This is a genomic window from Spirosoma flavus (assembly GCF_054778555.1).
Window position 1 is genome coordinate 563,329 of record NZ_BAAGZL010000001.1, and the last position, 23,800, is coordinate 587,128.

21 protein-coding genes are annotated in these 23,800 nt (G+C 47.5%); 8 read left to right on the forward strand and 13 right to left on the reverse strand.

Going from position 1 to position 23,800, the window contains the following annotated elements; genetic code table 11:
• Positions 1–310 precede the first annotated feature (310 nt).
• The 3 genes from ACYVF1_RS02160 (at position 311) to ACYVF1_RS02170 (ending at position 7,970) form a co-directional block, all read left to right on the forward strand.
• Entirely contained in the window at positions 311–3,376 is a 3,066-nt protein-coding gene (locus tag ACYVF1_RS02160; RefSeq protein WP_461075150.1) for a SusC/RagA family TonB-linked outer membrane protein, read from the forward strand.
• Positions 3,377–3,492: 116 nt separating this feature from the next.
• Entirely contained in the window at positions 3,493–5,133 is a 1,641-nt protein-coding gene (locus ACYVF1_RS02165) for a RagB/SusD family nutrient uptake outer membrane protein (protein WP_461075152.1), read from the forward strand.
• 104 nt (positions 5,134–5,237) lie between these two features.
• Positions 5,238–7,970: an alpha-d-galacturonidase gene (locus tag ACYVF1_RS02170; RefSeq protein WP_461075154.1), complete on the forward strand. Its 2,733-nt coding sequence runs from the start codon at positions 5,238–5,240 to the stop codon at positions 7,968–7,970.
• Positions 7,971–8,133: 163 nt separating this feature from the next.
• On the opposite strand, the gene ACYVF1_RS02175 is transcribed toward ACYVF1_RS02170, so the two are convergent.
• From ACYVF1_RS02175 to ACYVF1_RS02195, 5 genes are all read right to left on the reverse strand, one after another.
• Entirely contained in the window at positions 8,134–9,420 is a 1,287-nt protein-coding gene (locus ACYVF1_RS02175) for a citrate synthase (RefSeq protein WP_461075156.1), read from the reverse strand.
• Between the two features lie 245 nt (positions 9,421–9,665).
• Positions 9,666–10,913, reverse strand: coding sequence for a metal-dependent hydrolase family protein (locus ACYVF1_RS02180; protein ID WP_461075158.1), 1,248 nt, complete (start codon positions 10,911–10,913; stop codon positions 9,666–9,668).
• Positions 10,914–11,003: 90 nt separating this feature from the next.
• Complete coding sequence (locus ACYVF1_RS02185; RefSeq protein ID WP_461075160.1) at positions 11,004–11,411, reverse strand: hypothetical protein; 408 nt, start codon at positions 11,409–11,411, stop codon at positions 11,004–11,006.
• Positions 11,412–11,467: 56 nt separating this feature from the next.
• Positions 11,468–14,341, reverse strand: coding sequence for an excinuclease ABC subunit UvrA (gene uvrA / locus ACYVF1_RS02190; RefSeq protein WP_461075162.1), 2,874 nt, complete (start codon positions 14,339–14,341; stop codon positions 11,468–11,470).
• Positions 14,342–14,478: 137 nt separating this feature from the next.
• Positions 14,479–14,706 (reverse strand): DUF6965 family protein, encoded by a 228-nt coding sequence (locus ACYVF1_RS02195; protein ID WP_461075164.1) that lies wholly within the window; start codon positions 14,704–14,706, stop codon positions 14,479–14,481.
• 166 nt (positions 14,707–14,872) lie between these two features.
• Here ACYVF1_RS02195 and ACYVF1_RS02200 point away from each other — a divergent pair, with 166 nt between their 5' ends.
• From ACYVF1_RS02200 to ACYVF1_RS02210, 3 genes are all read left to right on the forward strand, one after another.
• Positions 14,873–15,070, forward strand: coding sequence for a hypothetical protein (locus ACYVF1_RS02200; RefSeq protein ID WP_461075166.1), 198 nt, complete (start codon positions 14,873–14,875; stop codon positions 15,068–15,070).
• Between the two features lie 106 nt (positions 15,071–15,176).
• Positions 15,177–15,839: an arginine-tRNA-protein transferase gene (locus ACYVF1_RS02205; protein WP_461075168.1), complete on the forward strand. Its 663-nt coding sequence runs from the start codon at positions 15,177–15,179 to the stop codon at positions 15,837–15,839.
• A 272-nt stretch (positions 15,840–16,111) separates the two neighbouring features.
• Complete coding sequence (locus ACYVF1_RS02210; RefSeq protein WP_461075170.1) at positions 16,112–16,486, forward strand: hypothetical protein; 375 nt, start codon at positions 16,112–16,114, stop codon at positions 16,484–16,486.
• 256 nt (positions 16,487–16,742) lie between these two features.
• Here the strand turns inward: ACYVF1_RS02210 and ACYVF1_RS02215 are convergent, their stop codons facing one another.
• Together ACYVF1_RS02215 and ACYVF1_RS02220 are read right to left on the reverse strand one after the other, a co-directional pair.
• Positions 16,743–17,201: an ASCH domain-containing protein gene (locus ACYVF1_RS02215; RefSeq protein WP_461075172.1), complete on the reverse strand. Its 459-nt coding sequence runs from the start codon at positions 17,199–17,201 to the stop codon at positions 16,743–16,745.
• 286 nt (positions 17,202–17,487) lie between these two features.
• Positions 17,488–17,760 (reverse strand): hypothetical protein, encoded by a 273-nt coding sequence (locus tag ACYVF1_RS02220; RefSeq protein WP_461075174.1) that lies wholly within the window; start codon positions 17,758–17,760, stop codon positions 17,488–17,490.
• 108 nt (positions 17,761–17,868) lie between these two features.
• Between ACYVF1_RS02220 and ACYVF1_RS02225 the strand changes: the two genes are divergently transcribed.
• Positions 17,869–18,093 (forward strand): hypothetical protein, encoded by a 225-nt coding sequence (locus ACYVF1_RS02225; protein ID WP_461075176.1) that lies wholly within the window; start codon positions 17,869–17,871, stop codon positions 18,091–18,093.
• Positions 18,094–18,227: 134 nt separating this feature from the next.
• Positions 18,228–18,434: a hypothetical protein gene (locus ACYVF1_RS02230; RefSeq protein WP_461075178.1), complete on the forward strand. Its 207-nt coding sequence runs from the start codon at positions 18,228–18,230 to the stop codon at positions 18,432–18,434.
• An 89-nt stretch (positions 18,435–18,523) separates the two neighbouring features.
• Here the strand turns inward: ACYVF1_RS02230 and ACYVF1_RS02235 are convergent, their stop codons facing one another.
• The 6 genes from ACYVF1_RS02235 to ACYVF1_RS02260 all read right to left on the reverse strand — a co-directional run bounded on the left by ACYVF1_RS02235 (position 18,524) and on the right by ACYVF1_RS02260 (position 23,719).
• On the reverse strand, positions 18,524–18,853 hold the full coding sequence (locus ACYVF1_RS02235) for a LytTR family DNA-binding domain-containing protein (RefSeq protein ID WP_461075180.1): 330 nt from the start codon (positions 18,851–18,853) through the stop codon (positions 18,524–18,526).
• 270 nt (positions 18,854–19,123) lie between these two features.
• Entirely contained in the window at positions 19,124–19,678 is a 555-nt protein-coding gene (locus ACYVF1_RS02240; protein ID WP_461075182.1) for a hypothetical protein, read from the reverse strand.
• Between the two features lie 92 nt (positions 19,679–19,770).
• The gene (rimK, locus tag ACYVF1_RS02245; protein ID WP_461075184.1) at positions 19,771–20,679 is read right to left on the reverse strand and encodes a 30S ribosomal protein S6--L-glutamate ligase; all 909 of its coding nucleotides are present in this window, start codon (positions 20,677–20,679) and stop codon (positions 19,771–19,773) included.
• Positions 20,680–20,725: 46 nt separating this feature from the next.
• Positions 20,726–21,202 (reverse strand): ATP-dependent zinc protease family protein, encoded by a 477-nt coding sequence (locus tag ACYVF1_RS02250; protein WP_461075186.1) that lies wholly within the window; start codon positions 21,200–21,202, stop codon positions 20,726–20,728.
• A 124-nt stretch (positions 21,203–21,326) separates the two neighbouring features.
• Positions 21,327–22,451: a DNA polymerase III subunit gene (locus ACYVF1_RS02255; RefSeq protein WP_461075188.1), complete on the reverse strand. Its 1,125-nt coding sequence runs from the start codon at positions 22,449–22,451 to the stop codon at positions 21,327–21,329.
• A 50-nt stretch (positions 22,452–22,501) separates the two neighbouring features.
• Positions 22,502–23,719 (reverse strand): GlmU family protein, encoded by a 1,218-nt coding sequence (locus tag ACYVF1_RS02260; protein WP_461075190.1) that lies wholly within the window; start codon positions 23,717–23,719, stop codon positions 22,502–22,504.
• Positions 23,720–23,800 lie beyond the last annotated feature (81 nt).

Here is a 23,800-nt window from a genome sequence, read left to right on the forward strand (position 1 = left end):
TTAGGACATGGTCTTAGTAAATACATATTACTATTTGAATTCACACAGTTAAATAGGCTCCAATGAAAAATCCTACATTTTCAAAAAGTTGTACCATGATAATATTGTACAATTTTTAGAAAAAATGATGGAGATTAAGGTTAAGCTAATCAAGTAAGTTTGTCAATCATTTTTTATTACTCGAAGAATCGAACCGTTAAGGAAGTGAAATGACAGCTTCCCTGATTTTTCTATTTAAGGGCATTAATCCGCTGAACGTCAACGTGGTAAAACAAGCTATTCCTCCGTTAAACTCCTTAACCATATGAATATGAAATACATATGTACCTGGTTTTTGAGCCTTTTCTGGCTATTCCAAGTAGGCTTTTCGACTATAGCTTCCTCGCAACCGGTTGCCAGCCTTCAACAGCGACCGGCTTTGGCCTCAGTAAAGATATCCACTACGTCACTCATCCCCGCTGTGTCCGCACAGACAACAGCCGACCGACCCATTCGCGGAACTGTGAAAGATGAAAACGGACAGGGTTTGCCGGGCGTGAGCGTCGTTATCAAAAACACGAGTCAGGGAACGACAACCGACCAAAATGGTACGTACCAGCTGACTATTCCAGAAGCGGCTACTACGTTGGTGTTCAGTTTCGTAGGCTATCTTTCACAGGAGGTAGCTATTGGAACTCAATCGGAAGTGAACGTAACGCTGGCTACCGATAGCAAGCAATTAAACGAAGTGGTTGTTGTGGGTTACGGTACGCAGCGCAAGCGCGATTTGACCGGTTCAGTCGTATCGATCAAAGGTGACGAGACTGTTAAATTGCCGGTAACATCGCCAGTGGAAGCGCTTCAGGGGAAAATTCCGGGGGCTGACATCACACGCAACAGTGGGTACGCTGGCGCCAATGCCTCCATCCGTATTCGTGGGAACCGCTCGATTGCCAATCCGAGCAGCTCGAACAACGTACTGTATATTGTCGATGGCGTCCAGGGCGTCAACGCGAACGACATTAACCCAAACGATATTGCTTCCATCGACGTATTGAAAGACGCTTCTTCAACCGCGATTTACGGGTCTCGGGGAGCTAATGGCGTTATTATTATTACGACCAAACGCGGCAGCAGTGGCAAAGCCAAATTGAGCTACAACGGGTACGCGGGTATCTCGGAAGTTGCGGGTTATGGTCAGTTTATGACTGGTCCTGAATACATTGCGTTCCGGCGTGAAGCGTACCGGGCATCGGGTACGTGGAGTAGTCCGGCCGACGATTCAAAGATTTTTAACGCGCTTCAACTGGATGCCATTCAGAAACAGCAGTTTCCGGATTGGCCCAAACTGTTGCTGAAACCTGGGTTTCAGCAGGATCATCAGCTTGGCATTACCGCCGGTACGGATAAGACCAAAATCTATTTCTCGGTTGGGTATTACAACGAAAAGGGAATCCTTCGACTGGATGAATTCAAGCGGTATTCGGCACGTATCAACGTCGATCAGACCATTAATAACTGGGTTACCGCCGGTATTCAGGCCCAGCTCGCTTATATCGACAACGATGTTCGTCGGGACCCATTCAACCGTGCGTCGAACATTCCACCACTAGGCACTCCTTACGACGAAAACGGCAATTTTATTCCGTTTCCATTGGGTGGAACCGTCATCAACCCGCTGGCCGACGAGCAACCGAACGCTTATAAACGGAACAATAAAATCAATCGCGGTACGCTGTCGACCTACCTCGAACTGCGTCCTTTTGAAGGGTTTACGCTACGCTCGACGCTGGGCGCCATTTTCTCGACCAACGAATTAGGAAGTTACTACGGACGAAATACCATCGACGGAGCGGGTACCAAGTCGCAAGCGTCGGTTACCAGTAACCAGAGCCGCAACCTGAGCTGGGAGAACGTATTGACTTATAAACGCGCCATTCAGGATCATTCGTTCACAATTACGGGCGTAACCAGTTACCTGACGTTTACCAATACATCGAGTTTCGCGGGCGGCAACAACCAGTTGATACCGGCGCAGTATTTTTATAACCTGGCTGCGGCCAATCAGAACCCATTTTACGGAAGCACGTACAGCCAGAACAAGTTGATTTCATTTACGGGTCGCGTCAATTATAGCTTCAAGGATAAATATTTGCTGACCGTTACGGGACGTAGCGATGGTTCGTCCAAACTGGGCGAGGGACATAAATGGGCTTTCTTCCCTTCGGTAGGACTGGGCTGGCGTATCAGCGACGAATCGTTCATGCAGCAGCAGAAATTCGTAACCGATCTGAAACTGCGGGCCAGTTATGGCGTTTCGGGTAACGACGTAATTAACCCGTACGCTACGCAAAATTCACTCGCCACGGTTTCGTTTGCCTACAACGACGCGAATGCGGCCAACGCTTACCTGATTAACCAAACCATTGGCAATCAGGATCTAAAGTGGGAGCTGACTACTACGGCCGACGTCGGTCTGGACATAGGGCTGCTCGACAACCGCATTACGGCCAACATCGACTATTACGACGCGCGTACCAACGATCTTATTTTCCCGTATACGCTGCCGCTGCTCACGGGCGTAACGACGGTGAACCGCAACATTGGCAAGACTCGAAACCGGGGGATTGAGATTGGTATCACGACGCAGACGATGCGCCGGAAAGATTATAGCTGGTCGACCAACCTGACGTTTGCCCGCAACCAGGAACGTATCGTTACGTTGCCCCAAGGCGACGTAATAGCCGACGACTACCGCAACTCGCTTATCCAGGGGCAGCCCTCACAGATTTATTATGACTATAAAAAGTTGGGTATCTGGCAGTTGGGTGAAGAATCAGAAGCGGCTAAATACGGCGCAATTCCCGGCGATATAAAGATTGCCGACCTGAACAACGATGGTAAAATCAGTGGTCTGGATCGAACGATTATCGGTTCGCGCGTACCATCGTGGACGGGCGGTTTGGGCAACGACATTCGGTTCAAAGGCTTCGATCTGAACGTATTGTTTATCGCTCGCGTGGGACAGTGGATCAGTTCGGACTACTACGCCAAGTATAACCGGAACGGGGGCAACAACGGCGCCAGCATCGATTACTGGACACCTGAAAATCCTACCAACGATTACCCTCGTCCCAACGCAACCCGGAGCTCCACCTACGTAACGACGCTGACCGAACGGCAGGCTTCGTTCGCCAAACTTCGGAACGTAACATTAGGCTACACGTTCCCGAAAACGATAACGAACAAATTTAAAGTCGACAACCTGCGGCTATACGTATCAGGCCGAAACCTCGCCTGGTTCTCAAACCTGAAAGATTTCGATCCTGAAAACGAGGGTGTTATCGATCAGCCGTTGACGAAACTATACGTATTTGGCTTAAACCTTGGTTTTTAAAGAGCAATTTTAAAGAGCGAAAGAATGAAAGAGTGAAAGAGCGATAGTGCTGAAAATACACTCATTCACTCATTCACTCTTTCGCTCTTTGAAATTGCTCATTCACTCTTTAAAACATGAAAACATTCATAAAATACATCCCCTTGCTAGCCCTCGCTGCTACGTTGCTGTCCTGCACCGAAGATTTGCAGGAATACAACCCGGCGGGATCAACCGCTCAGAGTCTGTTTACGACATCCGAAGGCATCGAAGCTGGTGTCAACGGAATCTATACGTACAACCGCTATTTCTACGGGAAAGAGGAAGGTCACGGCCTCATGGAAATGGGCACCGATATCTGGACCAATGCGGCCAACAACAACACCTCTGGCGCGAACGGTATTTTTCCTCAGTTATCGCTCACAACGTATCAGGGCCTGACAACCGACAACGTCTGGGTAAAAAGCCGGATGTGGCAGCAGTGCTACGCGGCTATCAACCTGGCGAACAACGTAATGAAATACCTGCCAACGGCGGGCGTAAACGCAGCGCGTCAGAAGGAACTGGAAGGCGAAACCCGGTTTCTGCGTGCCTGGTATTACTACATGCTGGTAGAAAGTTTTGGTCCGGTACCGCTTCGGTTAGAACCCACCGAAAGTATTGAAACAACGGCGACTCGTGCGTCGGTCGATGCGGTTTACGACCAGATTCTTCAAGACCTTCAGTTTGCCGTTACAGCCATTCCAACAACTACTACGGAATATGGACGTATCACGCGTCCGGCATCCGAAGCGTTTCTGGCGAAGGTATACCTGACGCGGGGTAAAAATCAGGAAGCGAGCAACTACGCCAAAAAGGTTATTACAGGCTATAACTACAAACTGTTGCCCACCTACGCCAATCTGTGGACGTTTACGAATCAGCAAAATACGGAAGTACTCTGGGCAGTCAATTACTCGACAAATCTGGCGTTTAATGCGGGTAGTAATGTGAGCCACACGCTGTATTTAATGGAGTACAACACCCAACCCGGTATGAAACGTGACGTAGCGAACGGCTTTCCAAACGTGCGCTATATGCCGACGAAATTTCTCCTCAATCTGTTCGATGATGCCAACGATTCGCGCTACAACGCTACGTTCAAATCAGCATGGAAGGCAAATGAAACGGATGCAACGAAACGTCCGGCGGGCATTAACGTAGGCGATACGGCCATCCTGACGACGAAATATCCGGTGACGACCGCGTTCCGGCAGTCGAAAAAATACAAGATTTACGACATAAACGATGTGTACAAAGCGGATGGAACGCCAAACGACCGGTTCCACTACGTATCACTTCAGAAATTTGACGATCCGACCCGGGCCACGGATGCCACCATCGAAAGTGCACGGGATGCCTATATTTTACGATTAGGTGAAGTGTACCTGTTAGCGGCTGAAGCTCAGTTGAATCTGGGCAAAAAGGATTCGGCGGCTTACTACGTTAATGAGATTCGGACGCGGGCCGCCGTTCCCGGCAAGCAGGCGAACATGCGTGTAGCGGCCGCCGACGTAACGCTCGATTTCATTCTTGACGAACGCGCCCGCGAATTGGCTGGCGAACAGGTACGTTGGTTTGATCTGAAACGGACGAATAAACTGGTAGAACGGGTGAAAAAATACAACCCCGATGCCGCTCCCAATATCCAGACATACCACGTAGTACGTCCTATTCCACAAAGCGAGGTCGATGCGGTAACGAACAAGGGTGAATTTGCGCAGAATCCGGGCTATTAGCCAGCAAACATTGTACAATTTTCAGAGAAAATGATGGAGGTTAGGGTAGGGGCAAACGCGTAAGTTTGTACCTACCATAACCTCCTAATCTTTTGGTAGCCAGCATGAACCGTCTGTCTTATTGCTTTCTGCTTCTATTCACCTATGCAAGCCTATCCGTGTTGCCTGTCCTAGCGCAGTCCAACACGAAAAAGGGCCAACGCGTCGTCATTTCCCTTCCGTCGGCTAGCCATGTTCGCGTAACGTACGGTGTTGAAAAGCTTAAACGGGCCGTTCAGGAAGCAGGATATTCAGTTATAGTTAATCCGCAAATCCCAAAAAAAACTAATGATTATCAAATCTATGTTAGCCTGAGTTCGGGGAAAGATTTGAAAAAAGAGGGATTTTCGATCCGGAAAGATGGCCAACAGCCGATGCTGCTGAATGGCAACGATCCGTCGGGTGTGCTGTATGGCTGTCTGGAGTTAGCTGAACAGGTGAAAAATGCGGGCAAACTTCCTCAAACAATCAACCTGACCGACAGTCCTGAAATGGTGCTGCGTGGTACGTGTATAGGCGTGCAAAAACCGACGTATTTGCCCGGTCGCGATGTGTATGAGTACCCGTATACGCCCGAAACGTTTCCGTGGCTGTATGATAAAGCATTGTGGATCAGGTATCTGGACATGATGGTTGAGAATCGGTTCAATTCGCTGTATTTGTGGAATGGGCACCCGTTTGCGTCGCTGGTTCGTCTGAAAGAGTATCCGTATGCGGTGGAGGTCGATGATGCTACGTTCAAAAAGAACGAAGAAATGTTTCGGTTTCTGACCGAAGAGGCTGACAAACGTGGCATTTGGGTTATCCAGATGTTCTACAATATTATCGTCTCGAAACCTTTCGCCGAACACCACAAAATCAAAACGCAGGACCGAAACCGTCCAATCGTTCCGCTCATTGCCGATTATACCCGCAAGTCGATTGCGGCCTTCGTTGAGAAGTATCCAAATGTTGGTTTACTGATTGCGCTGGGTGAAGCGATGGAAGGCGTTGGCCAGGACGATGTAGATTGGTTTACGCAAACAATTATTCCGGGTGTGAAAGATGGCCTGAAAGCGCTGGGTAAAACGTCGGAGCCGCCAATTGTGCTTCGTGCCCATGATACCGATGCGCCCCGCGTGATGAAAGCGGCTCTGCCGTTGTACAAAAATCTATATACCGAAGCCAAGTTCAACGGCGAAGCTCTCACTACGTATGAGCCGCGCGGAAAATGGGCCGAACTGCATCGAACCTTGAGTAGTATTGGTACGGTACAAATAGAAAATGTGCACATTCTGGCCAATCTGGAGCCCTTTCGCTATGGTTCTGCTGATTTTATTCAGAAGTCTGTGCAGGCTATGCACAACATATACGGAGCCAACGGATTGCATCTCTATCCGCAGGCATCCTATTGGGATTGGCCGTACACCGCCGATAAAACAAGTCCGCGATTGCTTCAACTAGATCGCGACTGGATCTGGTATAAAAACTGGGCACGCTACGCCTGGAAAGCAAATCGTAACCGCAACGAAGAACTAACGTATTGGGGTAAGCAACTGGCTGACAAATACGGTTTTTCCCTGGAAAAAGGCAAAGACGTACTGGAGGCCTACGAACAAGCCGGCGAGATTGAACCCAAATTGCTACGTCGCTACGGCATCACCGATGGGAACCGACAAACGCTGACGCTGGGCATGCTCATGACGCAACTCATCAATCCATTTCGCTATGGACTATTCACGCTGATGTACGAATCGGAGGCTCCTGAAGGTGAGATGATTATTGATTACGCCGAAAAGGATTGGAACAAGCAAAGTCACATTGGCGAAACACCTCCGAAAGTTGCCGACGAAGTAATCGAACATGGTAAAAAAGCAGTAGCGGCTATTGATAAAGCAACTGGTTCGGTGACGAAAGAGAAGGCGGAGTTTGACCGGTTGAAAAACGATGTGTATTGCCAGAATGAACTAGCCAATTTCTACGCCCAGAAAGCCCGCGCTGCGGTGGCCGTGCTACGTTATAAATATTCCAACGACGTTCGCGATCTGGAAAAAGCCGTACCCTTGCTTGAAAGTAGCGTGAAGCATTTCACGGAATTAACAAACCTGACGCGCGATACGTATCTGTATGCCAATAGTATGCAGACCAAACAGCGCAAAATTCCGATGCGGGGTGTGGATGGTACGTATAAAACCTGGGAGGAAATGCTGCCGGTATATCAGAAAGAACTGAGTCGTTTTAAGCACGTAATCGATTCGCTGAAAACGACCAGCAACAGTAACGACGGACCGGCCGTTGCCAAAGAGCCCGTTACGTTGAAATCCGCCACTGTTACGTTGCAAAGTCCTCAGGTTGATACGTATTCGCTCGAAAAAGGCCAGCGTGTTTTTGCTGATACGTCGGTCACTATTCGTGACGTAGCACCTGAACTGAAGCAGTTGAAAGGATTGAAATTGTCGAAAGCCAAACTCCAGTCGGAACGTACCAGTTTGACGTTTTCGACCACGCAACCGGTGAAACTCCTGGTCGGCTTTTTCAACGAGAAGAATCCAAAATACCTGCCCGCTCCCGAACTCGAAACCGACGCCAGCGCCAACGATTACGGCCAGTCGGAAATCAAAATTTCAAACGCCATTCTGGTTGATGGATTACCGCCCGTCAATGTTCATGCGTATTCGTTCAAACCCGGCCAGCATACGCTAAATCTGGGTAAGGGAGCTTGTCTGTTGCTCGGCTTTATGGACGGAACTCAGGAAATCCCCATTTACGACGCTGGCCTGGCAGGTAGCAAGAAGAATATTGACTGGCTGTTCGAGTAAAATCAAAGGTTAATAAAATAGGTTGGATTGTAGGATAGCTGACTGATCACTGATAGTCAGCTATTTTAGTTTAAAACGCAGACGGTAAGCGTAATACAAAACAACGCCAACCGGAATTCCCGATTGGCGTTGCAAACATGGTTAGTTAGATTGGGTAATGTAATTATCGCTCAGAGAGCGGGGTAAATTCTCGTAACGTAGCACCTGTGTAAATCTGACGCGGACGGCCAATCGGCTCTTTCTGTTCACGCATTTCTTTCCATTGCGCAATCCAGCCCGGTAAGCGGCCAATTGCGAACATCACAGTGAACATGTTCGTCGGAATACCCAGAGCTCGGTAAATGATACCTGAATAGAAATCGACGTTTGGATACAGTTTGCGAGAGATGAAATACTCGTCGTGCAAGGCGGCTTCTTCGAGACCTTTGGCAATTTCCAGAACCGGGTCGTTTACACCAAGCTTGCTCAATACGTCGTCGGCGGCTTTTTTGATGATTTTGGCGCGAGGGTCGAAATTTTTATAAACGCGGTGACCAAAACCAAACAGGCGGAAACCGGTTGTTTTCGCGTTTTTCGCCATGTCAACGTATTTGCTTACATCACCTCCGTCGGCGCGGATAGCTTCAAGCATCTCAATTACTTCCTGGTTCGCACCACCGTGTAGTGGGCCCCATAAAGCACTGATACCCGCCGAAATAGACGAATAAATATTGGCCTGCGACGAACCTACCAGACGTACCGTCGACGTCGAACAGTTTTGCTCGTGATCGGCGTGAAGAATGAGCAGTACATTTAATGCTTCTACAACAACCGGGTCGATTTGGTAATCTTCGACCGGCAGCGAGAACATCATGTTCAGGAAATTCGGAATGTAATCGAGCTGGTTTTTGGGGTAATTCATCGGGTGGCCCAGCGAACGCTTATACGACCACGTAGCAATCGTAGGTAATTTGGCCAGCAACCGGATGATGTGCTGGTCGGTTTTATCTTCTTCGGAACTACCTTCAATATCGGGATAAAAGGCACTCATGGCGCTAACCAGCGACGCCAGCACGCCCATAGGATGCGCTTTTACGGGAAAACCATCGAATATTTTCCGCATGTCTTCATTCACCAGCGTGTGCCGACGAACAGCGGTTTCAAAAGTTGTATATTGCTCTTTACTAGGCAGTTCGCCGTAAATGAGTAGGTATGCTACTTCCAGAAATGACGCTTTGGCCGCTAAATCTTCAATGGCATACCCCCTATACTGTAAAATACCCTCTTCTCCATCCAGGAACGTAATGGCGCTTTTAGTGGCACCAGTATTTTTATAACCCCGGTCTAACGTTACGTAGCCGGTCTGATCACGCAGATTCGAGATGTCGAAAGCTTTTTCGTGTTCGGTTCCCTCCAAGGTCGGGAATGAATAGGACTTACCATCGACAGTTAACTCAGCGGTATTTGCCATAAAAAACAGGGTATAGTTAATCAGAGGTAATAAACGGGTGATTGGTTACGTACTAAGATAATTTCCAGCAGGTGAGCTAACGTATTAACTCAAAAGACCCTGATGAAGTTATCCGACAAATTTACCGGCGTACCGGTCCGGCGAAATTAGCCCAAAATTCCAAACGACGAATGAAAACCCCATAAAAAAGCCACATTACATTTATATTAAGCTGTAACAGTGACGTTCGTCCATAAGATTTGCGTCTACCGTTTGAAAAAAACGCCACCTTTCATTACTGATTTAACACGATATAAGTCGGATATGGTTCGGGTAGGATCACCTTCTATCGCAACTAAATCGGCCAGCAGTCCTGCTTTAATACGTCCCCGGTCGGTGGTGTGGAACGTATCGGCATTAACGGACGTAGCGGAACGTAGTACGTCGAGGGGTTTCATGCCGTAGTCGACCATCATGATTAATTCGCGAGCGTTATCGCCGTGGCTGAACACGCCCACATCGCCCCCGGCACAAATAGTTACGCCAGCATCGAGCGCCTGCCGGAACGTAACACGTTTCTTTTTGATACGTTCCGGCTCGGCTTCCTGTCCTTTTTTCCAACCGCGATACTGACTAACCGCATCGCCAGCCGCGAGGGTAGGGCAGAGGGACGTACCGTGTTGCTTCATCAGCGCAAAAATTTCAGGCGTACCGGCATCGCCATGTTCAACGGTTTCGCAGCCTCCCAGAATGGCTCGGCGCATCCCTTCGGCCGTACCAGCATGCGCAACCACCGGTCGCCCGCTGCTTTTGGCGACCTCAACAATAAGTTTGATTTCATCGACGGTATAGGTTGGCTGTGCATCTGCCATGAGCCCCCATCGGTAATCGGCGTAGATTTTGATGGCATCGGCGCCCTTGCCAATCTGCCGACGGACCGCCTGAATCAACGCATCGTGTCCATCGGCTTCTTCGGCGCCTTGTGGTACGTTCACATCGGGGCTAAACCCTTTAGGTGCGTAACTTCCAGTTGCGATAAGCGCCCGCGTCACCACAATCATCCTTGGACCCGGAATAATGCCCTGATTAATCGCCTGTTTTAGGCCAACATCGTCGTAATCAGCGCCTTCAGTGCCTAAGTCACGTACCGTTGTGAAGCCAGCCATCAGGGTTTTCTGGGCGTGTATCGTAGCGCGGGCCACACGTAACGAACGGGCTTCTTTCAATACCTGATCATCCCAGGTCGTCTCGTTGTAGGGATGTAGGAGTAGGTGCGAATGGCCTTCGATTAAGCCGGGGAGCAACGTAGTGCCTTTCAGTTCAATAAGTTCCGCCCCGCTTCCCGAAACCGACGTAGCAGGACCAACCGCTTCAATTTTATCACCCCTCACACGGACCACCCAGCCCTCGTGAACAGCTTCACCATCGAAAACGCGGTCGGGTTTTAGGAGGTATGTTGTCTGGGCAAAAAGTGATATTGGTAGGAAAAGCAGAAATGTGTACAGTTGTTTCATGGATGAAGTGCAAAGAGCCAAAAATACGTAAAAAGTTATAGCCCGGACGTTCACCGCCGAGCTACAATTAGAAATTAGAAGGATGTATAACTAACTGCTACGTCTATTTAGTACGGCATCCCAAACCCCTTTGCCAAACACCAGCACTAGCAAGCCCGGTAGCAAAATAGCCCCGGCCCGAAAACCAGCCCCTGTTAGTTTATAAATTCCCGTATTGTATTGGGTGAAACTCTGGAATAAGTAGTAGGCAGAGAAGGCCAGTATAGCGACTGTGGCTCCAATGGCTACCGGTTGACTCAACCGACCCAATAACCAACTAATTAACAGAGACACACCCACTACAGCAGAAACGGTGCCTAAAGCTTTCGGAAAGGTTTCGATAGCGGTGTACTCAAAAAAGAAAACCCCAGCCTGACCAATCAGATTGGGGTGAGCCAGTAGCCAGCCGTCCAGAACGACCAGTACCAGCAGTAAAACATAAAAAAATGGGTTACGCATACGTCAATTTCGCAGGTTGTTTTAAGACCAACGAAAACAGGACACGTAACGTTTGTCTACCCCGCTAACTCCATCTTCAAAAAATGGCCTGTATAGCTTCCTTTTACGGATGCGACCTTTTCGGGAGTCCCTTCAGCGATGATGTTACCACCTTTGTTACCACCTTCTGGACCAAGGTCAATAAGGTGATCGGAGACTTTAATCACGTCTAGATTGTGCTCGATAATTAACACGGTATTACCCTTGTCAGCTAGCTTGTTCAATACGTCCAGCAGGTGCGCAATGTCCTGAAAATGAAGACCAGTCGTCGGTTCATCAAGGATGTACATCGTCTTGCCCGTGTCTTTTTTCGACAATTCTTCGGCAAGTTTTACGCGTTGCGCTTCACCACCCGACAACGTAGTGGCGTGTTGACCGAGCGTAATGTAGCCGAGCCCTACATCGTTCAGCGTCTGAACTTTACGTAGTATTTTAGGTTGACTGGCGAAGAAATCCAGCGCTTGCTCAACGGTCATATCCAGTACGTCGGCAATGGATTTTCCTTTGAAACGTACCTCCAGCGTTTCGCGGTTGAAGCGCTTGCCTTTGCAGGTTTCGCACATGACATGTACGTCGGGAAGGAACTCCATTTCGATTTTCTTCATGCCCGCTCCCTCACAATCTTCGCAACGACCACCTTTTACGTTAAACGAGAACCGCCCCGGTTTATAACCCCGGATTTTAGCTTCGGGCAGTTCGGCAAACAAGGTACGGATCTCCGAAAACATCCCCGTATACGTAGCGGGATTCGAGCGGGGCGTCCGGCCAATGGGCGACTGATCCACTTCAATTACTTTATCGAGATGTTCCAGACCTTCTACCGTTTTAAACGGCAGTGGTTCGCGCTTCGATTTATAGAAGTGGCGATTTAATACCGGAAACAGTGTTTCGTGAATCAGTGACGATTTGCCGCTTCCCGATACGCCCGTAATTGTAACCATGCGGCCGAGCGGCAACTTGAGCGTTACGTTCTTCAGGTTATGGCCCGTTGCGTTTTTGATAATCAGGAATTTACCATTGCCTTTACGTCGTTCGGTGGGAACCGCAATGGTACGTCGGCCACTCAGATAATCGGCGGTGGTACTCCCATTTCTCAGGAATTCTTCGGGTGTGCCGATGCCCACCACCTGCCCACCGTGTCGACCGGCGCCGGGACCAATGTCGAGAATAAAATCCGATTCGAGCATCATGTCTTTGTCGTGCTCGACGACCAGAACCGTATTGCCCAAATCACGCAGGTTTTTCAGCGAATCAATCAGTTTAACGTTATCACGCTGGTGTAGACCGATGCTTGGTTCATCCATAATATACAGAACGCCAACCAGTTGCGTACCGATCTGCGTAGCGAGTCTGATACGTTGCGCTTCGCCACCCGATAAAGTACGTAGCGGACGGTCGAGTGTAAGATACTCAAGGCCGATGTTAAGCAGGAAACCGATACGTTTGCGAATTTCTTTCAGAATTTCCTTCGCTATTACGTTCTGGCGGTCGCTCAGTCGTGTTTCGAGGCCATCAAACCAGGTTGTTAATTCCGAAATGTCCATGCGAGCCAGTTCGGAAATGTTTTTGTGGTCGATGCGGAAATACAACGATTCCTTTTTCAACCGGGCTCCGTTGCATTCAGGGCAGGTTTTCACCACCATAAAGTCTTTCAACCACTCCTGAATTTTCTCGGTGCTGTTTTCCTGCTGACGCTTCAGAAAGTTGACAATTCCTTCGAATTTGAAGCTGTAATAATCTTCTCCCGGGTATTTTTTCGATGGTACCGTCGCTTCATCTTCCGTTCCGTACATGAGCGCGTGTAACAGATCGTCAGGAAATTTTGCGACGGGCGTAGTGAGGTTCAGCTTGTACTTTTTCAGGATGGCTTCGATTTCCTTGAAAATCCACAACTCGCGGTATTCGCCTAAGGGGGCAATCGCTCCCCGGCTGATACTCAGTGATTTGTCAGGGATGACCGATTCTTCCGTAATCTCTTCAACAACGCCTAAACCATTACAAACCGGGCAGGCACCGTACGGCGAGTTGAATGAGAACGTATTAGGCGACGGTTCGTCGTAACTAATCCCTGATTCGGGGTCCATCAGGTTCTGTGAGAAATAGACCAACGTACTGTTTCCATCAAGCATCTGCATCGCGCCTTTTCCCTGACGTAGCGCCGTTTGTACAGACTGACTCAATCGATAGCGATCTTCTGTTTTCGGAACCAAACGGTCGATGACAATTTCGATATCGTGGATTTTGTACCGGTCGAGCTGCATCTTCGGTACGATTTCCTGTACCACACCGTCGACCCGCACTTTGGTGTAGCCCGTTTTGGCAATCTGCACGAACAACTCGCGGTAATGCCCTTTCCGACCTTTTACGATGGGAGCCAACAAAGTGAGTTTTTGCCCGGCGTATTGTTCCAGAATCGTGTCGATAATCTGATCTTGCGACTGGCGTTCCATCTTGCGGCCCGTCAGGTACGAAAATGCTTCGCCTGCGCGGGCGTACAGCAATCGCAGAAAATCATAAATCTCGGTGGTGGTACCGACGGTGGAACGCGGGTTCTTCGAGGTCGTTTTCTGCTCGATGGAAATCACCGGGCTCAGGCCGTTGATCTTATCGACGTCCGGGCGCTCCATATCGCCGATAAACGAACGGGCGTAGGCCGAGAAACTTTCCATATAACGACGTTGACCTTCGGCATAAATCGTATCGAAAGCTAACGACGATTTTCCGCTTCCACTGATGCCGGTTACAACAACCAGTTTATTGCGAGGAATAGTAACGTCAATGTTTTTTAGATTGTGTTCACGGGCGCCAAGTACTTCAATCTGGTCGTAGCCTGTGAGGTCAATATCAGTAAGTCCGGCTTCACGGATTTGCGGCTTTTCTTCAGTCGTCACGCTGTAATAGGCTTATTCTAAACAACAACGTAAAACTGAATAGGGGAGTTTCCGCCAGTCAGGTCAATAGCCGTTATATTTTACTTTTTATATAACTGTGCTACGTTCATCCTGCTTTTACTTTCTTAAAAGCCGTATTATTCGGTTGCAGACTGTTCGCTGAGCCAGTTTTTTACTTCTTCAAGCATAAGCGCGGCTGATTTCCGGGTAGCTTCTACGTCGCTGTGAAGTTGGCTAAGCCGGGAATTTACGGCCGCGGGCAGGTTGAAAAAAACGCTGTAGTCGTTTACGTGTTGGGGGCCGGTTGGAAGTTGGCGTTCAGCGAAAAAATCGACTAATGCCTGGTGTTCGGAACGAAGATGCATACCGCGAAGATAACCTCCGATTTGTTTATTTGACCAAACAATTTTAAGTAACAGTACATTGAGATATACGTAGCGTGTTACGTTCGCAGCCGTGTTCACTCGAACGTAACACGCTACGTACTACGTAAGGCTTTCAAAACCAACAAAGTAGTTTATGAATCCAGAAATGAAATCTATCCTGGCAGACCTGGTTAGTCAATTAAGTTCTCTTTCAGTAAAAGTCGATAGTCTGAAAGCACAGGTCGATGCCACGCATCCGGATGCACAACGTATTGAAACAGCTACAAGTCAACTTCAGGAAAGTATTGCTAATTTGAAAGAAATACGGTTTGGACTGGAATCTGATTTTAGTTACGACGACTAATTGATTGGTTGCTTGTAGGCATATTTAATGGGTAAGTAGTAAGCAATACGTTGCTGTAAAGTTGTTTTGCCGTTATCTTGCAAATAGAAAGTTATTCACCCCGACGATGAAAGGAAGCCAGTTAGATTATTGTTTGAGCAGGGGATATTTTCGAATGCAACAAAACATTTTTACCTGTCAGTATTTGCTTTTCGAAGACAAAGTTTGCTCCGTACACTGGCTCCGTCTCGTGCTGGACAATGTGTACTACGGCCCTAAACAGCAACGATTGCTCCGAGCCAATGAAAAATTCTCTGTAGCGATTAAGCCATTTGCGTTGACCGATGAATTGAATGCATTGTATAGTGTATATAGAAACGCTATTAATTTCGATGCTCCCGAATCGATAGACTCCTGCCTGCTAAATGGAAGCAAAACAAATGTGTTTGATACACTGATGGTTGAGATTCGGGATGAGGGTAAACTAATTGCGGTAGGTATTTTTGATAATGGCCTGAATACGATTGCCGGCATCATGAATTTTTACGACCCGGACTACCGAAAACATAGTTTGGGAAAATTCCTGATGCTAATGAAAATAAACTACGCCCGGCATCAGAAGAAAGTCTACTATTACCCGGGTTACCTGGCCAATAAATATCCCAAATTCGATTATAAACTTTTTCCCTGCGAAGCGGCTACCGAAGTGCTGGACGACAATACCGGAATATGGCTTCCTTTCTCCTGGGAAACTGTGTACGTTCTCTCGGCAGCCCTTCTGGATGAATAATAGCCAGTTATGATGTTGAACTGTATTGCTTATTGTTTGCTTTATTTTTGAATTTTAGACACTCTCTTAATAAATAGGTATATTTATTGTAGCAGGATACGATAATAGCTGTTTTTCTTATTTGTGAACTAATTCGTTTGAGTAATATATAGAATAGTATCCTGATTAAGTAATACGTTTCAATTGCTATATAATATTATCAGTTGGCATACTTTATGTGGTCTTTTTGAGCGGCTTTTGCTCTAATCCTCCGTATTTTTAAAATGTATGCAATGAAATTTATACAGCAAGATAACTTATTGAGAACTATCGAATCTGCCATCGCCAATCAGCAGGTTATTCAGATGAAACTAGGCAATACGTGGCGAACAATTGAACCGTACCAAATAGGACCGCAGAAAGGAATTGAACAACCAATCAGTGTTTATGGCTATTGTCGAGACATTGTTGCCGATTCACTGACTCCCAGCCGGTGGCAACTCTTTCGTGTTGAGGATATTGATGTCGTAGAATTAACGAATTATTCATTCCAGCCTCACATTGACTATACTGGAAAGGAGGAATTCCTGCAGTCAACATTTTGCCAGTTACGAGTAAACAAAGGCAAAATTAAAAATGGTTACAGACAAAAAAGTCCGATCAGATAGCCGACCGGACTTTCCTAAGAAAGTAACAAATGTTTAACATTTTGACTGGAACTGTTAATCAAGGTCACAATACTTTCAAAAAAAAGTATGAAGTGTATATGGACAAGGAGATAATAGTAAAACAAAGCCCAGCCGTTAAACATCGCAGATTGCCATTACTTGCCACAGATCGGTAGAAACGTATCACTACGTAACGTCAGGCAGGCGTATCAGGATGAACTTTAGATACAGGAAAGTTAAACCTTTGATTAGAAGGTTAATGTAAAAGGTCTGATCCGTCGTCTAGATTGTACTTCCAGAAGCCTAATGAACCTTTGGCAGTAATCGGTACGTCGAAGAGGTAAGGATTTTCAAGCTCCCAGACAAAGCGGCCATCTGAATAGTCACCGTATAAATATTGTTCGTACCAATGCACAAAATTATCGAGATCTTCTCCTTTTTCGGTCAACCAGTCTTCTGAGCGTTGTGTATTTACCAGATTAACTGTGCCCAGAATTTTGCCTACAGGTAAATTATCTGCCTGAAAACCATGCGCCATAAGTCGGCTACGGAAGGGCTCCTGTAAGCAGAGATTCCGGCACCAGGCGGGCATAGAAGACGTAGCATGAATCCCTAACGTACCTCGATAATCGGTGTTCCAACTTCGGGTTTCAAACTTCTTTAATCCCAATACAACCAAAGTGGCATACGGCTGGTAGAGACTAATGACGGTCATTTATGGATTATTACTGGTTAATAGAATTGTTTTCTGGAAAACAGAATAGTAAATCAAGAGGGCGGCAAGATGCAAAATAACTTTATTATGTAGCCAATGTATTCCCTCTAATTTTTAATATTCTTATTTTGAATAACCTTGTTGTAACGATTTATTGCACAAATTAGATAACTAGTAATAAGTGCGACAGCAGCTTTCCGTATATTCTATTAACTGATATCTTATTTATGGTAAATACGGTGTAAGTAAATTCTACCAGTTATTAGTAGCAATCTGTACGAAGATATTAGTATACTGGATTAATACTCATCTGCTTTGCAATCATCTGTAGGGTTTTTGCCTGTTTGTCAGGCGTTCGTGCGTCGAAAGCAAGCTTTTCAATAGAAGCCAGCGGAAAAACCCAGCCTCTCAGTTCAGTACTCCATTCGTTATAGCAATGAACCGCTTCCTCAAACTCCGCTTCGGTCCATCTGTCGAGCGCATTTAATTCCTGCAACCGCTTTTTCTGACGGCGCTGTATGTCAGCGACTTCCTTCGGTATGGCATCATTCCTATCCATAGGCTGTAATCAATTTGATTCGATTTCGGGTTATTAGGAGCAAAATCGAAGCCAAACTGATTAACCTGGTTTGGTGATACGTATGGATAGCAGGAGAATGAACGGGCTATGGAAACGCAGGTAACCTTAACAATCTGGACGGGCGTTGCCTATGGGGCAATTAAGCGGGTTGTAGTGCCCTATGAATACGGCGCCGATATGAAACTAGCCATGGAGCGATACGCCAGCGAGCACGGTTTTACGTTAGCGCTTTCGGGCGAAGAAGGTAGAGCCGGACTATACTGGAACGACGAAGGACAGCTGGTGCGACTGGCTATCGAAGCCGCAGCATGATCGGCTTATTCAAACGTATTATTTCAGATGGTTTCGGATGAACCAGTCACTAATTCATCCGAATTGAGAGAAACCTTTCTGAATATAACGAGTTGATAAGCCGCAGTAAGTAAACAAAAACGCCTTATAAACGTATGGAAAACACACCAACACAATTCCAGCCCGGCGATCAGGTGACGCTCCTGGAAGGTAGCTCGCCCATGACCGTTACAGCCGTTAAAGAAGGCGGTCGAATTATTACCTGCGTGAGCAGTAACGAAGATAAACCCGCTGAGCAGGATTTTGATGCAACCAAATTAACAAAGCTGCATAGCGGTGAACAATCAGGCGCGAATGCGTGAGTTGTATAGTTATAGAGTTGTAAGGTTATAAAGTTGGCTGACGTAACAAGAACTCTACTACTTTATAACCTTTCAACTCTATAACTATATCACCCCACCATTGATAGCTGCTGCTTAAACTCATTCGCCCGACGACGAGCTACCGTCAGTGAGCGCTCGCCAGAGAGGTACACTTCCATCATTCCCCCTTTTTGCGGGCGGTGTTCAACAATGTGCGAAGGATTGACCAGCGTACCTTTATGAATACGAATAAATTCTGGCAACTGCTCAGCGAAACGTAACAACGTCTTAGCAATTAGAATGGGCCGCTCGCCTTTCAGGTGGACGTAGGTGTAGTTGCCCTCGCTTTCAAAATATTCAATGGATTTAACAGATACCCGACGTTTTCTTTTGATGTCAGCTAATTCAATGGTTTCCATTGCAGTATATAGAGTTTGGTTTCAGGAAGAACTATTTTGCCGATTGACCGTGCGTCAACCGTAACAAAAGTAGATACTACAAAACGCACACATATCGAGAGTTGATAATAGGCTGTTTTGACCTCATAACCGGAACCACTTTGGAGATAACTGGTAAGCCAAAAATTAACGAAAGAGGAGGTTTAAAGAACGAAAGAGTGAATGAGCGAAAGAGCGAATGGCCATCCGGAAAATTCGCTCTTTCACTCATTCACTCTTTCGCTAATTAATCTACATGCCCCATTCCCTCGGAAGGCCCAATTGGCGGGCGTAATGGGCAGGCGCATTCTGGTGAACCCAACCCAGTAGCTTATTCACTTCATCGACAAATTCGATGTAATAATCAGGGTCTAGTTTGGGGATTTTTTTCAGAATTTGTTCAGTACGTTTGGCAATGTATTCGGCGGCTTTATCGGTACGGCTGTTGTACTTCTGAAGCAGGTGTGCGTTATGATCGTAGAACGTATTGAGCATATACAGCATCAGGTCTACTTCGCCGTATTTATCTTTCGTCACTTTCAGGTGCCGACTGATGTACCCGCTGACAGTACGCATATCCATCATAATCCAGCCCGCCGAATCCTGATTTAGATTTGCTGTCCGACGAATAAACTGACGGATCAGTTCGCGTCGCTCATCAATTGTTTGCTTACGTTCCACCAGCTCAAACTGGAGCCGTTCGGTGAGAACCGCATCTTTTGCAATCAAACGTAGCAGCAGCTTGTCTTTCTCTGCGTCCGGCATTCGGACAATGGCTTTCTTAAGGTCTGGGTCGATGGCGGCCATATTCTTTTAAGTGACAAGCGATAAGCGTTGAATGAAAAGCAAAACTAGTATCATTTATCAATCTCCACGCATCGCTTATCGCTCATCACTCTTTACACCCCTACCGTGTCACTTTCGTCGGTACGTATTTTTTCTTCGATGTAGCAAATAATTCGATCTGCTACGTCCAGACCCGTTGCGGTTTCGAAACCTTCCAGACCCGGTGATGAATTGACTTCGAGGACCAGCGGCCCCCGTTCGGAAGGTATCATATCAACGCCAGCCACTTTTAGGCCTAGGGCGCGGGCGGCTGAAATGGCGGTCTCTTCTTCGGCGGAGGTAAGTGTAATCGCTGCTGCGTTACCACCCCGGTGAATATTTGACCGAAATTCACCTTCCAGTCCCTGCCGTTTGATGGCCCCCACCACCCGGCCGCCCACAACGAACGCTCGCAAGTCAGAACCTTTGGCTTCGGCGACAAATTCCTGCACCAATACGTTCTTTTTCAGACCATAAAACGCTTCAATAGTCGATTTGGCGGCTTTAGCTGTCTCGGCCAGTACTACGCCAATTCCCTGCGTACCCTCCAGCAGTTTAATGACCACCGGCGGGCCGCCAACCAGTTTAATAAGCTGCGAAATATCACCGTTTTTAGGATGGTTGGCGAAGACGGTTTTAGGCAAACCAACGCCCGCTTTCGAAAGTACCTGAAGGCTGCGAAGCTTATTCCGTGATCGCGTAATTGCCTGCGATTTGGCCGTTGTAAATACGTTCATCATTTCGAACTGACGTACCACGGCACAGCCATAATCGGTTACAGAAACGCCAATACGTGGGATAACGGCATCAATAAGACCCAATTCCTGCCCTTCGTAACGGATGGACGGAGAACCTCCCTCAATCATCACCTGGCAGTGGAGATGATTCACGATAAGGCCCTCATGGCCACGATTGTTTATCGCTTCGAGAAGCTTTTGGGTAGAATATAAATTCGGATTAGTCGATAGTATCGCGATACGCATAAAACGTCGATAGTCGGCGGTCGATAAAATGTCGATTAAATTAAGTTCAGAGAGCTGTGCTGGTCTTTAAGGATAATGACGAGCGACCGTTGGCCGGTTTTGCCTGATAGGATAGATTTTTCTGTGATACGTCGACAATGAAGCGATTCTTGAGTAGCTTCCTGCCTAACAGTACTGGATTTTTGAGGTGTTCGCGATCAGCCAGCGTAAATTCGGCACGAATACTACGTCCGAAAAGTACCACGCGGGTTTTGATAACGTACCGTTTTTCGGATACCCCAAACGAATTACGTATCGTCCGCTGACTGAACTGGTTACTGTAAAACTGATGAACCTGCTCATTGTTACGGGCAATCACCCGAAAACTCAACATTGTTTCCTCGCCCGACTTTATTAGCTGAACATCCTGACAATGCAATGCCGACGTATAAGCGCCCGTATCAACCTTGGCTTGTACATCAAACAAGTTCAGGTCGGGAAAATCGACAAAATCAGTCATGCCGATAGTCTTTTTAGGGCGCATGGAGATGGTTGTTGGGTTGTAGAGTTATTGAGTTATAAGTTTATAAAGTTGTAGGGGTGTATAATCGCGGACCAGCCAGTACCGGCGAGGAACCGCAATTTTATAACCCTATAACCTTGCAACGCTACAACTTCATTTTCAGGACCCGGCTGAATGTGAGAGACAAATCGAGCATGAGCATTTTGGCACGGGCGTTACGTTCGAGGTGATACGCTGCTTCGTTCAGATTATTGACGATGTACTCAATATGATTGACGGTCAGAATTTTGGCAAAATTTTTCACGAAGGCCATTTCCTCATCGGGCAGACGTAGCAAAGCGCTTGCGCCCTGGTTCCAAAGAAATAAATCGCGGTACATACGGATACTGTAATCGAGGAGGCCTTTTTGTTTTTCCTTACTAAAACCATCAAATTGGTCAGCCTGTTTGACCAACGTAATAATATCCTGTCGGTAACAGGTCCGCATCCACTCAGCAAACCAGGTATGTTGCTCTGTCAGGCTGTTATCCTGTTTGCTCAGTACGATAGCTTCGGCCAGATTTCCGTCGGCCAGATAGGCGTTACGTCGGGCGCTGGTTTCGTCGAGGTTCAAATACTGGCGCAGGTACGTAGCAACTTCTTCGTCGGTGAAGGCTCGCACGGCTACCCGCTGCGTTCGTGAGAGAATGGTAATGAGTAACTTATCCGGCTGATTCGTCACCAGCAGAAACAGCGTTTGGGCGGGCGGTTCTTCTAACACTTTCAGCAGCGCATTAGCCGACGACGTATTCATCAGCTCCGGCAGCCAGATAAGCATGATTTTGTACGCACCCTCATACGCCTTCAGCGACAACTTTTGCAGAATATTCCGCGCTTCTTCCGCCGAAATATTTCCCTGTTTGTTGTCGGCTCCCATCGTTTCGAGCCATTCGGGTAACGTATGGTAAGGCTGCTCCAGTAAAAGCGTTCGCCAGTCGGCCAGGTACGCTTCCGAAGTTTTTCCTTTGGCCAGATTAGCAACCGGAAAAACCATGTGCAGATCGGGGTGAACGAGCTTCCGGGTTTTTACGCAGGCCGCACATCGCCCACAGGAGTCATCGCTCTGTTTATCTTCACAGTTAACATACTGCGCCAATGCCAGCGCAAGCGCCAGATTCGCACTACCAACCGACCCGTCGAATAGCAATGCGTGGGCCAGATGGTTGGTTTGTACGGCACGTAGCAGCAACTGTTTGGTGTCGTCGTGACCGATGATTTCGGAGAATTGCATAACGTAGTGAGACTCGACGTAACAAGCCGGGTCATCAAGGAAATAGAAATCTATAGGTCAAACGACGTAGTGCTATCAATATGACGGGTTCGTTCGAGCGAAAAAATCTCGCGCAGAATATTTTCTTCAACGATATCGAACGGTTTGTCCCGGCGTTTGAACGCTTCGGCGGCAACCTGAAGTGCTTTTTCCAGCCGATACGTAGTGAAACCATCAATGGCGCCACCCCACGAAAACGACGAAATATGCTTGGGTTGAAAACCGCTGCCGAAAACGTTGGCACTTACACCCACTACGCTGCCGGTATTAAACATGGTGCTGATGCCCGCCTTGGTAAAATCAGCAATCATCAGTCCGCAGAAAATCCGGCCTGTATCTTCCAGTCGGCCAGTTGCGTAGGAGTGAAGCTTTACGTTGGTGTAGTCGTTTTTAAGGTTTGAATTATTCACATTGGCGCCAAGATTGCACCATTCGCCAATGACCGAATTGCCCAGAAAACCGTCGTGTCCTTTGTTGCTGTAACCAAAAAAAACGGAGTTGCCGACCTCACCACCTACTTTACAATACGGTCCAATTGTCGTGTTATTCCGCATTTTGCCGCCCCAGTTCACTGTCGATCCTTCGCCGAGCGAGAACGGGCCAATCATAATGGTTCCTTCGCTGATCGTCGCGTTTTTACCAACGTAAATTGGGCCGCCTTCTGCATTTAACACCGCAGCACGGATGGTAGCGCCCTCTTCAACAAAAATATTCTCGGGAGCGTAGCAGCGGGTAAACGGATCTGTAATTGGCTGCGACGTGCGGCCTGCTGTGATACGAGCAAAATCACTACGTATCTGATCACCGTTGTGAACGAAAATATCCCACGGATGAAAAATAATGGTAAGCGATTCAGTAAACGTCTGAAAGTCATGAGTATCGTTGATGGTGGGAGCTTTTTGTAAAAGTTTGTTCGTACGTACCGCCAGCACAAGGCCATCGGTTGTCATTAGCCCGGCATTCGTTGGTAACGTAGCAACTGCATCGATAAGCGCGGGTGTAGGGCAAACGGCTCCATTTACGTATAAATTGTCGTCACCGGCCTGCTGCGGAAATTTGGCCTGTAAATATGGCTCGGTCAGGTACGATGGTTGCTGATTCAGCGTGTCGGCCCATTTTTCGGCCAACGTCTGAATACCAACGCGAACACCTGCCACCGGTCGGGTGAAGGTAAAGGGCAACAGCGCCGTTCGGATAACCGGGTCGTCGAATAGAATCAGATTTGACATGACAAGGTCGATTATATCTGCTGGCAAATATCAGACCTTAATCGCGAAAAAAAGAACGTAGCGAACAGTTACTTTTACGAA

What these genes read in the sequence shown, in the direction of transcription:
- ACYVF1_RS02160 (WP_461075150.1), top strand. Translation starts at nt 311, where the DNA reads ATGAAATACATATGTACCTGGTTTTTGAGCCTTTTCTGGCTATTCCAA.
- ACYVF1_RS02165 (WP_461075152.1), top strand. Translation starts at nt 3,493, where the DNA reads ATGAAAACATTCATAAAATACATCCCCTTGCTAGCCCTCGCTGCTACG.
- ACYVF1_RS02170 (WP_461075154.1), top strand. Translation starts at nt 5,238, where the DNA reads ATGAACCGTCTGTCTTATTGCTTTCTGCTTCTATTCACCTATGCAAGC.
- ACYVF1_RS02175 (WP_461075156.1), bottom strand. Translation starts at nt 9,420, where the DNA reads ATGGCAAATACCGCTGAGTTAACTGTCGATGGTAAGTCCTATTCATTC.
- ACYVF1_RS02180 (WP_461075158.1), bottom strand. Translation starts at nt 10,913, where the DNA reads ATGAAACAACTGTACACATTTCTGCTTTTCCTACCAATATCACTTTTT.
- ACYVF1_RS02185 (WP_461075160.1), bottom strand. Translation starts at nt 11,411, where the DNA reads ATGCGTAACCCATTTTTTTATGTTTTACTGCTGGTACTGGTCGTTCTG.
- ACYVF1_RS02195 (WP_461075164.1), bottom strand. Translation starts at nt 14,706, where the DNA reads ATGCATCTTCGTTCCGAACACCAGGCATTAGTCGATTTTTTCGCTGAA.
- ACYVF1_RS02200 (WP_461075166.1), top strand. Translation starts at nt 14,873, where the DNA reads ATGAAATCTATCCTGGCAGACCTGGTTAGTCAATTAAGTTCTCTTTCA.
- ACYVF1_RS02205 (WP_461075168.1), top strand. Translation starts at nt 15,177, where the DNA reads ATGAAAGGAAGCCAGTTAGATTATTGTTTGAGCAGGGGATATTTTCGA.
- ACYVF1_RS02210 (WP_461075170.1), top strand. Translation starts at nt 16,112, where the DNA reads ATGAAATTTATACAGCAAGATAACTTATTGAGAACTATCGAATCTGCC.
- ACYVF1_RS02215 (WP_461075172.1), bottom strand. Translation starts at nt 17,201, where the DNA reads ATGACCGTCATTAGTCTCTACCAGCCGTATGCCACTTTGGTTGTATTG.
- ACYVF1_RS02220 (WP_461075174.1), bottom strand. Translation starts at nt 17,760, where the DNA reads ATGGATAGGAATGATGCCATACCGAAGGAAGTCGCTGACATACAGCGC.
- ACYVF1_RS02225 (WP_461075176.1), top strand. Translation starts at nt 17,869, where the DNA reads ATGGAAACGCAGGTAACCTTAACAATCTGGACGGGCGTTGCCTATGGG.
- ACYVF1_RS02230 (WP_461075178.1), top strand. Translation starts at nt 18,228, where the DNA reads ATGGAAAACACACCAACACAATTCCAGCCCGGCGATCAGGTGACGCTC.
- ACYVF1_RS02235 (WP_461075180.1), bottom strand. Translation starts at nt 18,853, where the DNA reads ATGGAAACCATTGAATTAGCTGACATCAAAAGAAAACGTCGGGTATCT.
- ACYVF1_RS02240 (WP_461075182.1), bottom strand. Translation starts at nt 19,678, where the DNA reads ATGGCCGCCATCGACCCAGACCTTAAGAAAGCCATTGTCCGAATGCCG.
- rimK (WP_461075184.1), bottom strand. Translation starts at nt 20,679, where the DNA reads ATGCGTATCGCGATACTATCGACTAATCCGAATTTATATTCTACCCAA.
- ACYVF1_RS02250 (WP_461075186.1), bottom strand. Translation starts at nt 21,202, where the DNA reads ATGCGCCCTAAAAAGACTATCGGCATGACTGATTTTGTCGATTTTCCC.
- ACYVF1_RS02255 (WP_461075188.1), bottom strand. Translation starts at nt 22,451, where the DNA reads ATGCAATTCTCCGAAATCATCGGTCACGACGACACCAAACAGTTGCTG.
- ACYVF1_RS02260 (WP_461075190.1), bottom strand. Translation starts at nt 23,719, where the DNA reads ATGTCAAATCTGATTCTATTCGACGACCCGGTTATCCGAACGGCGCTG.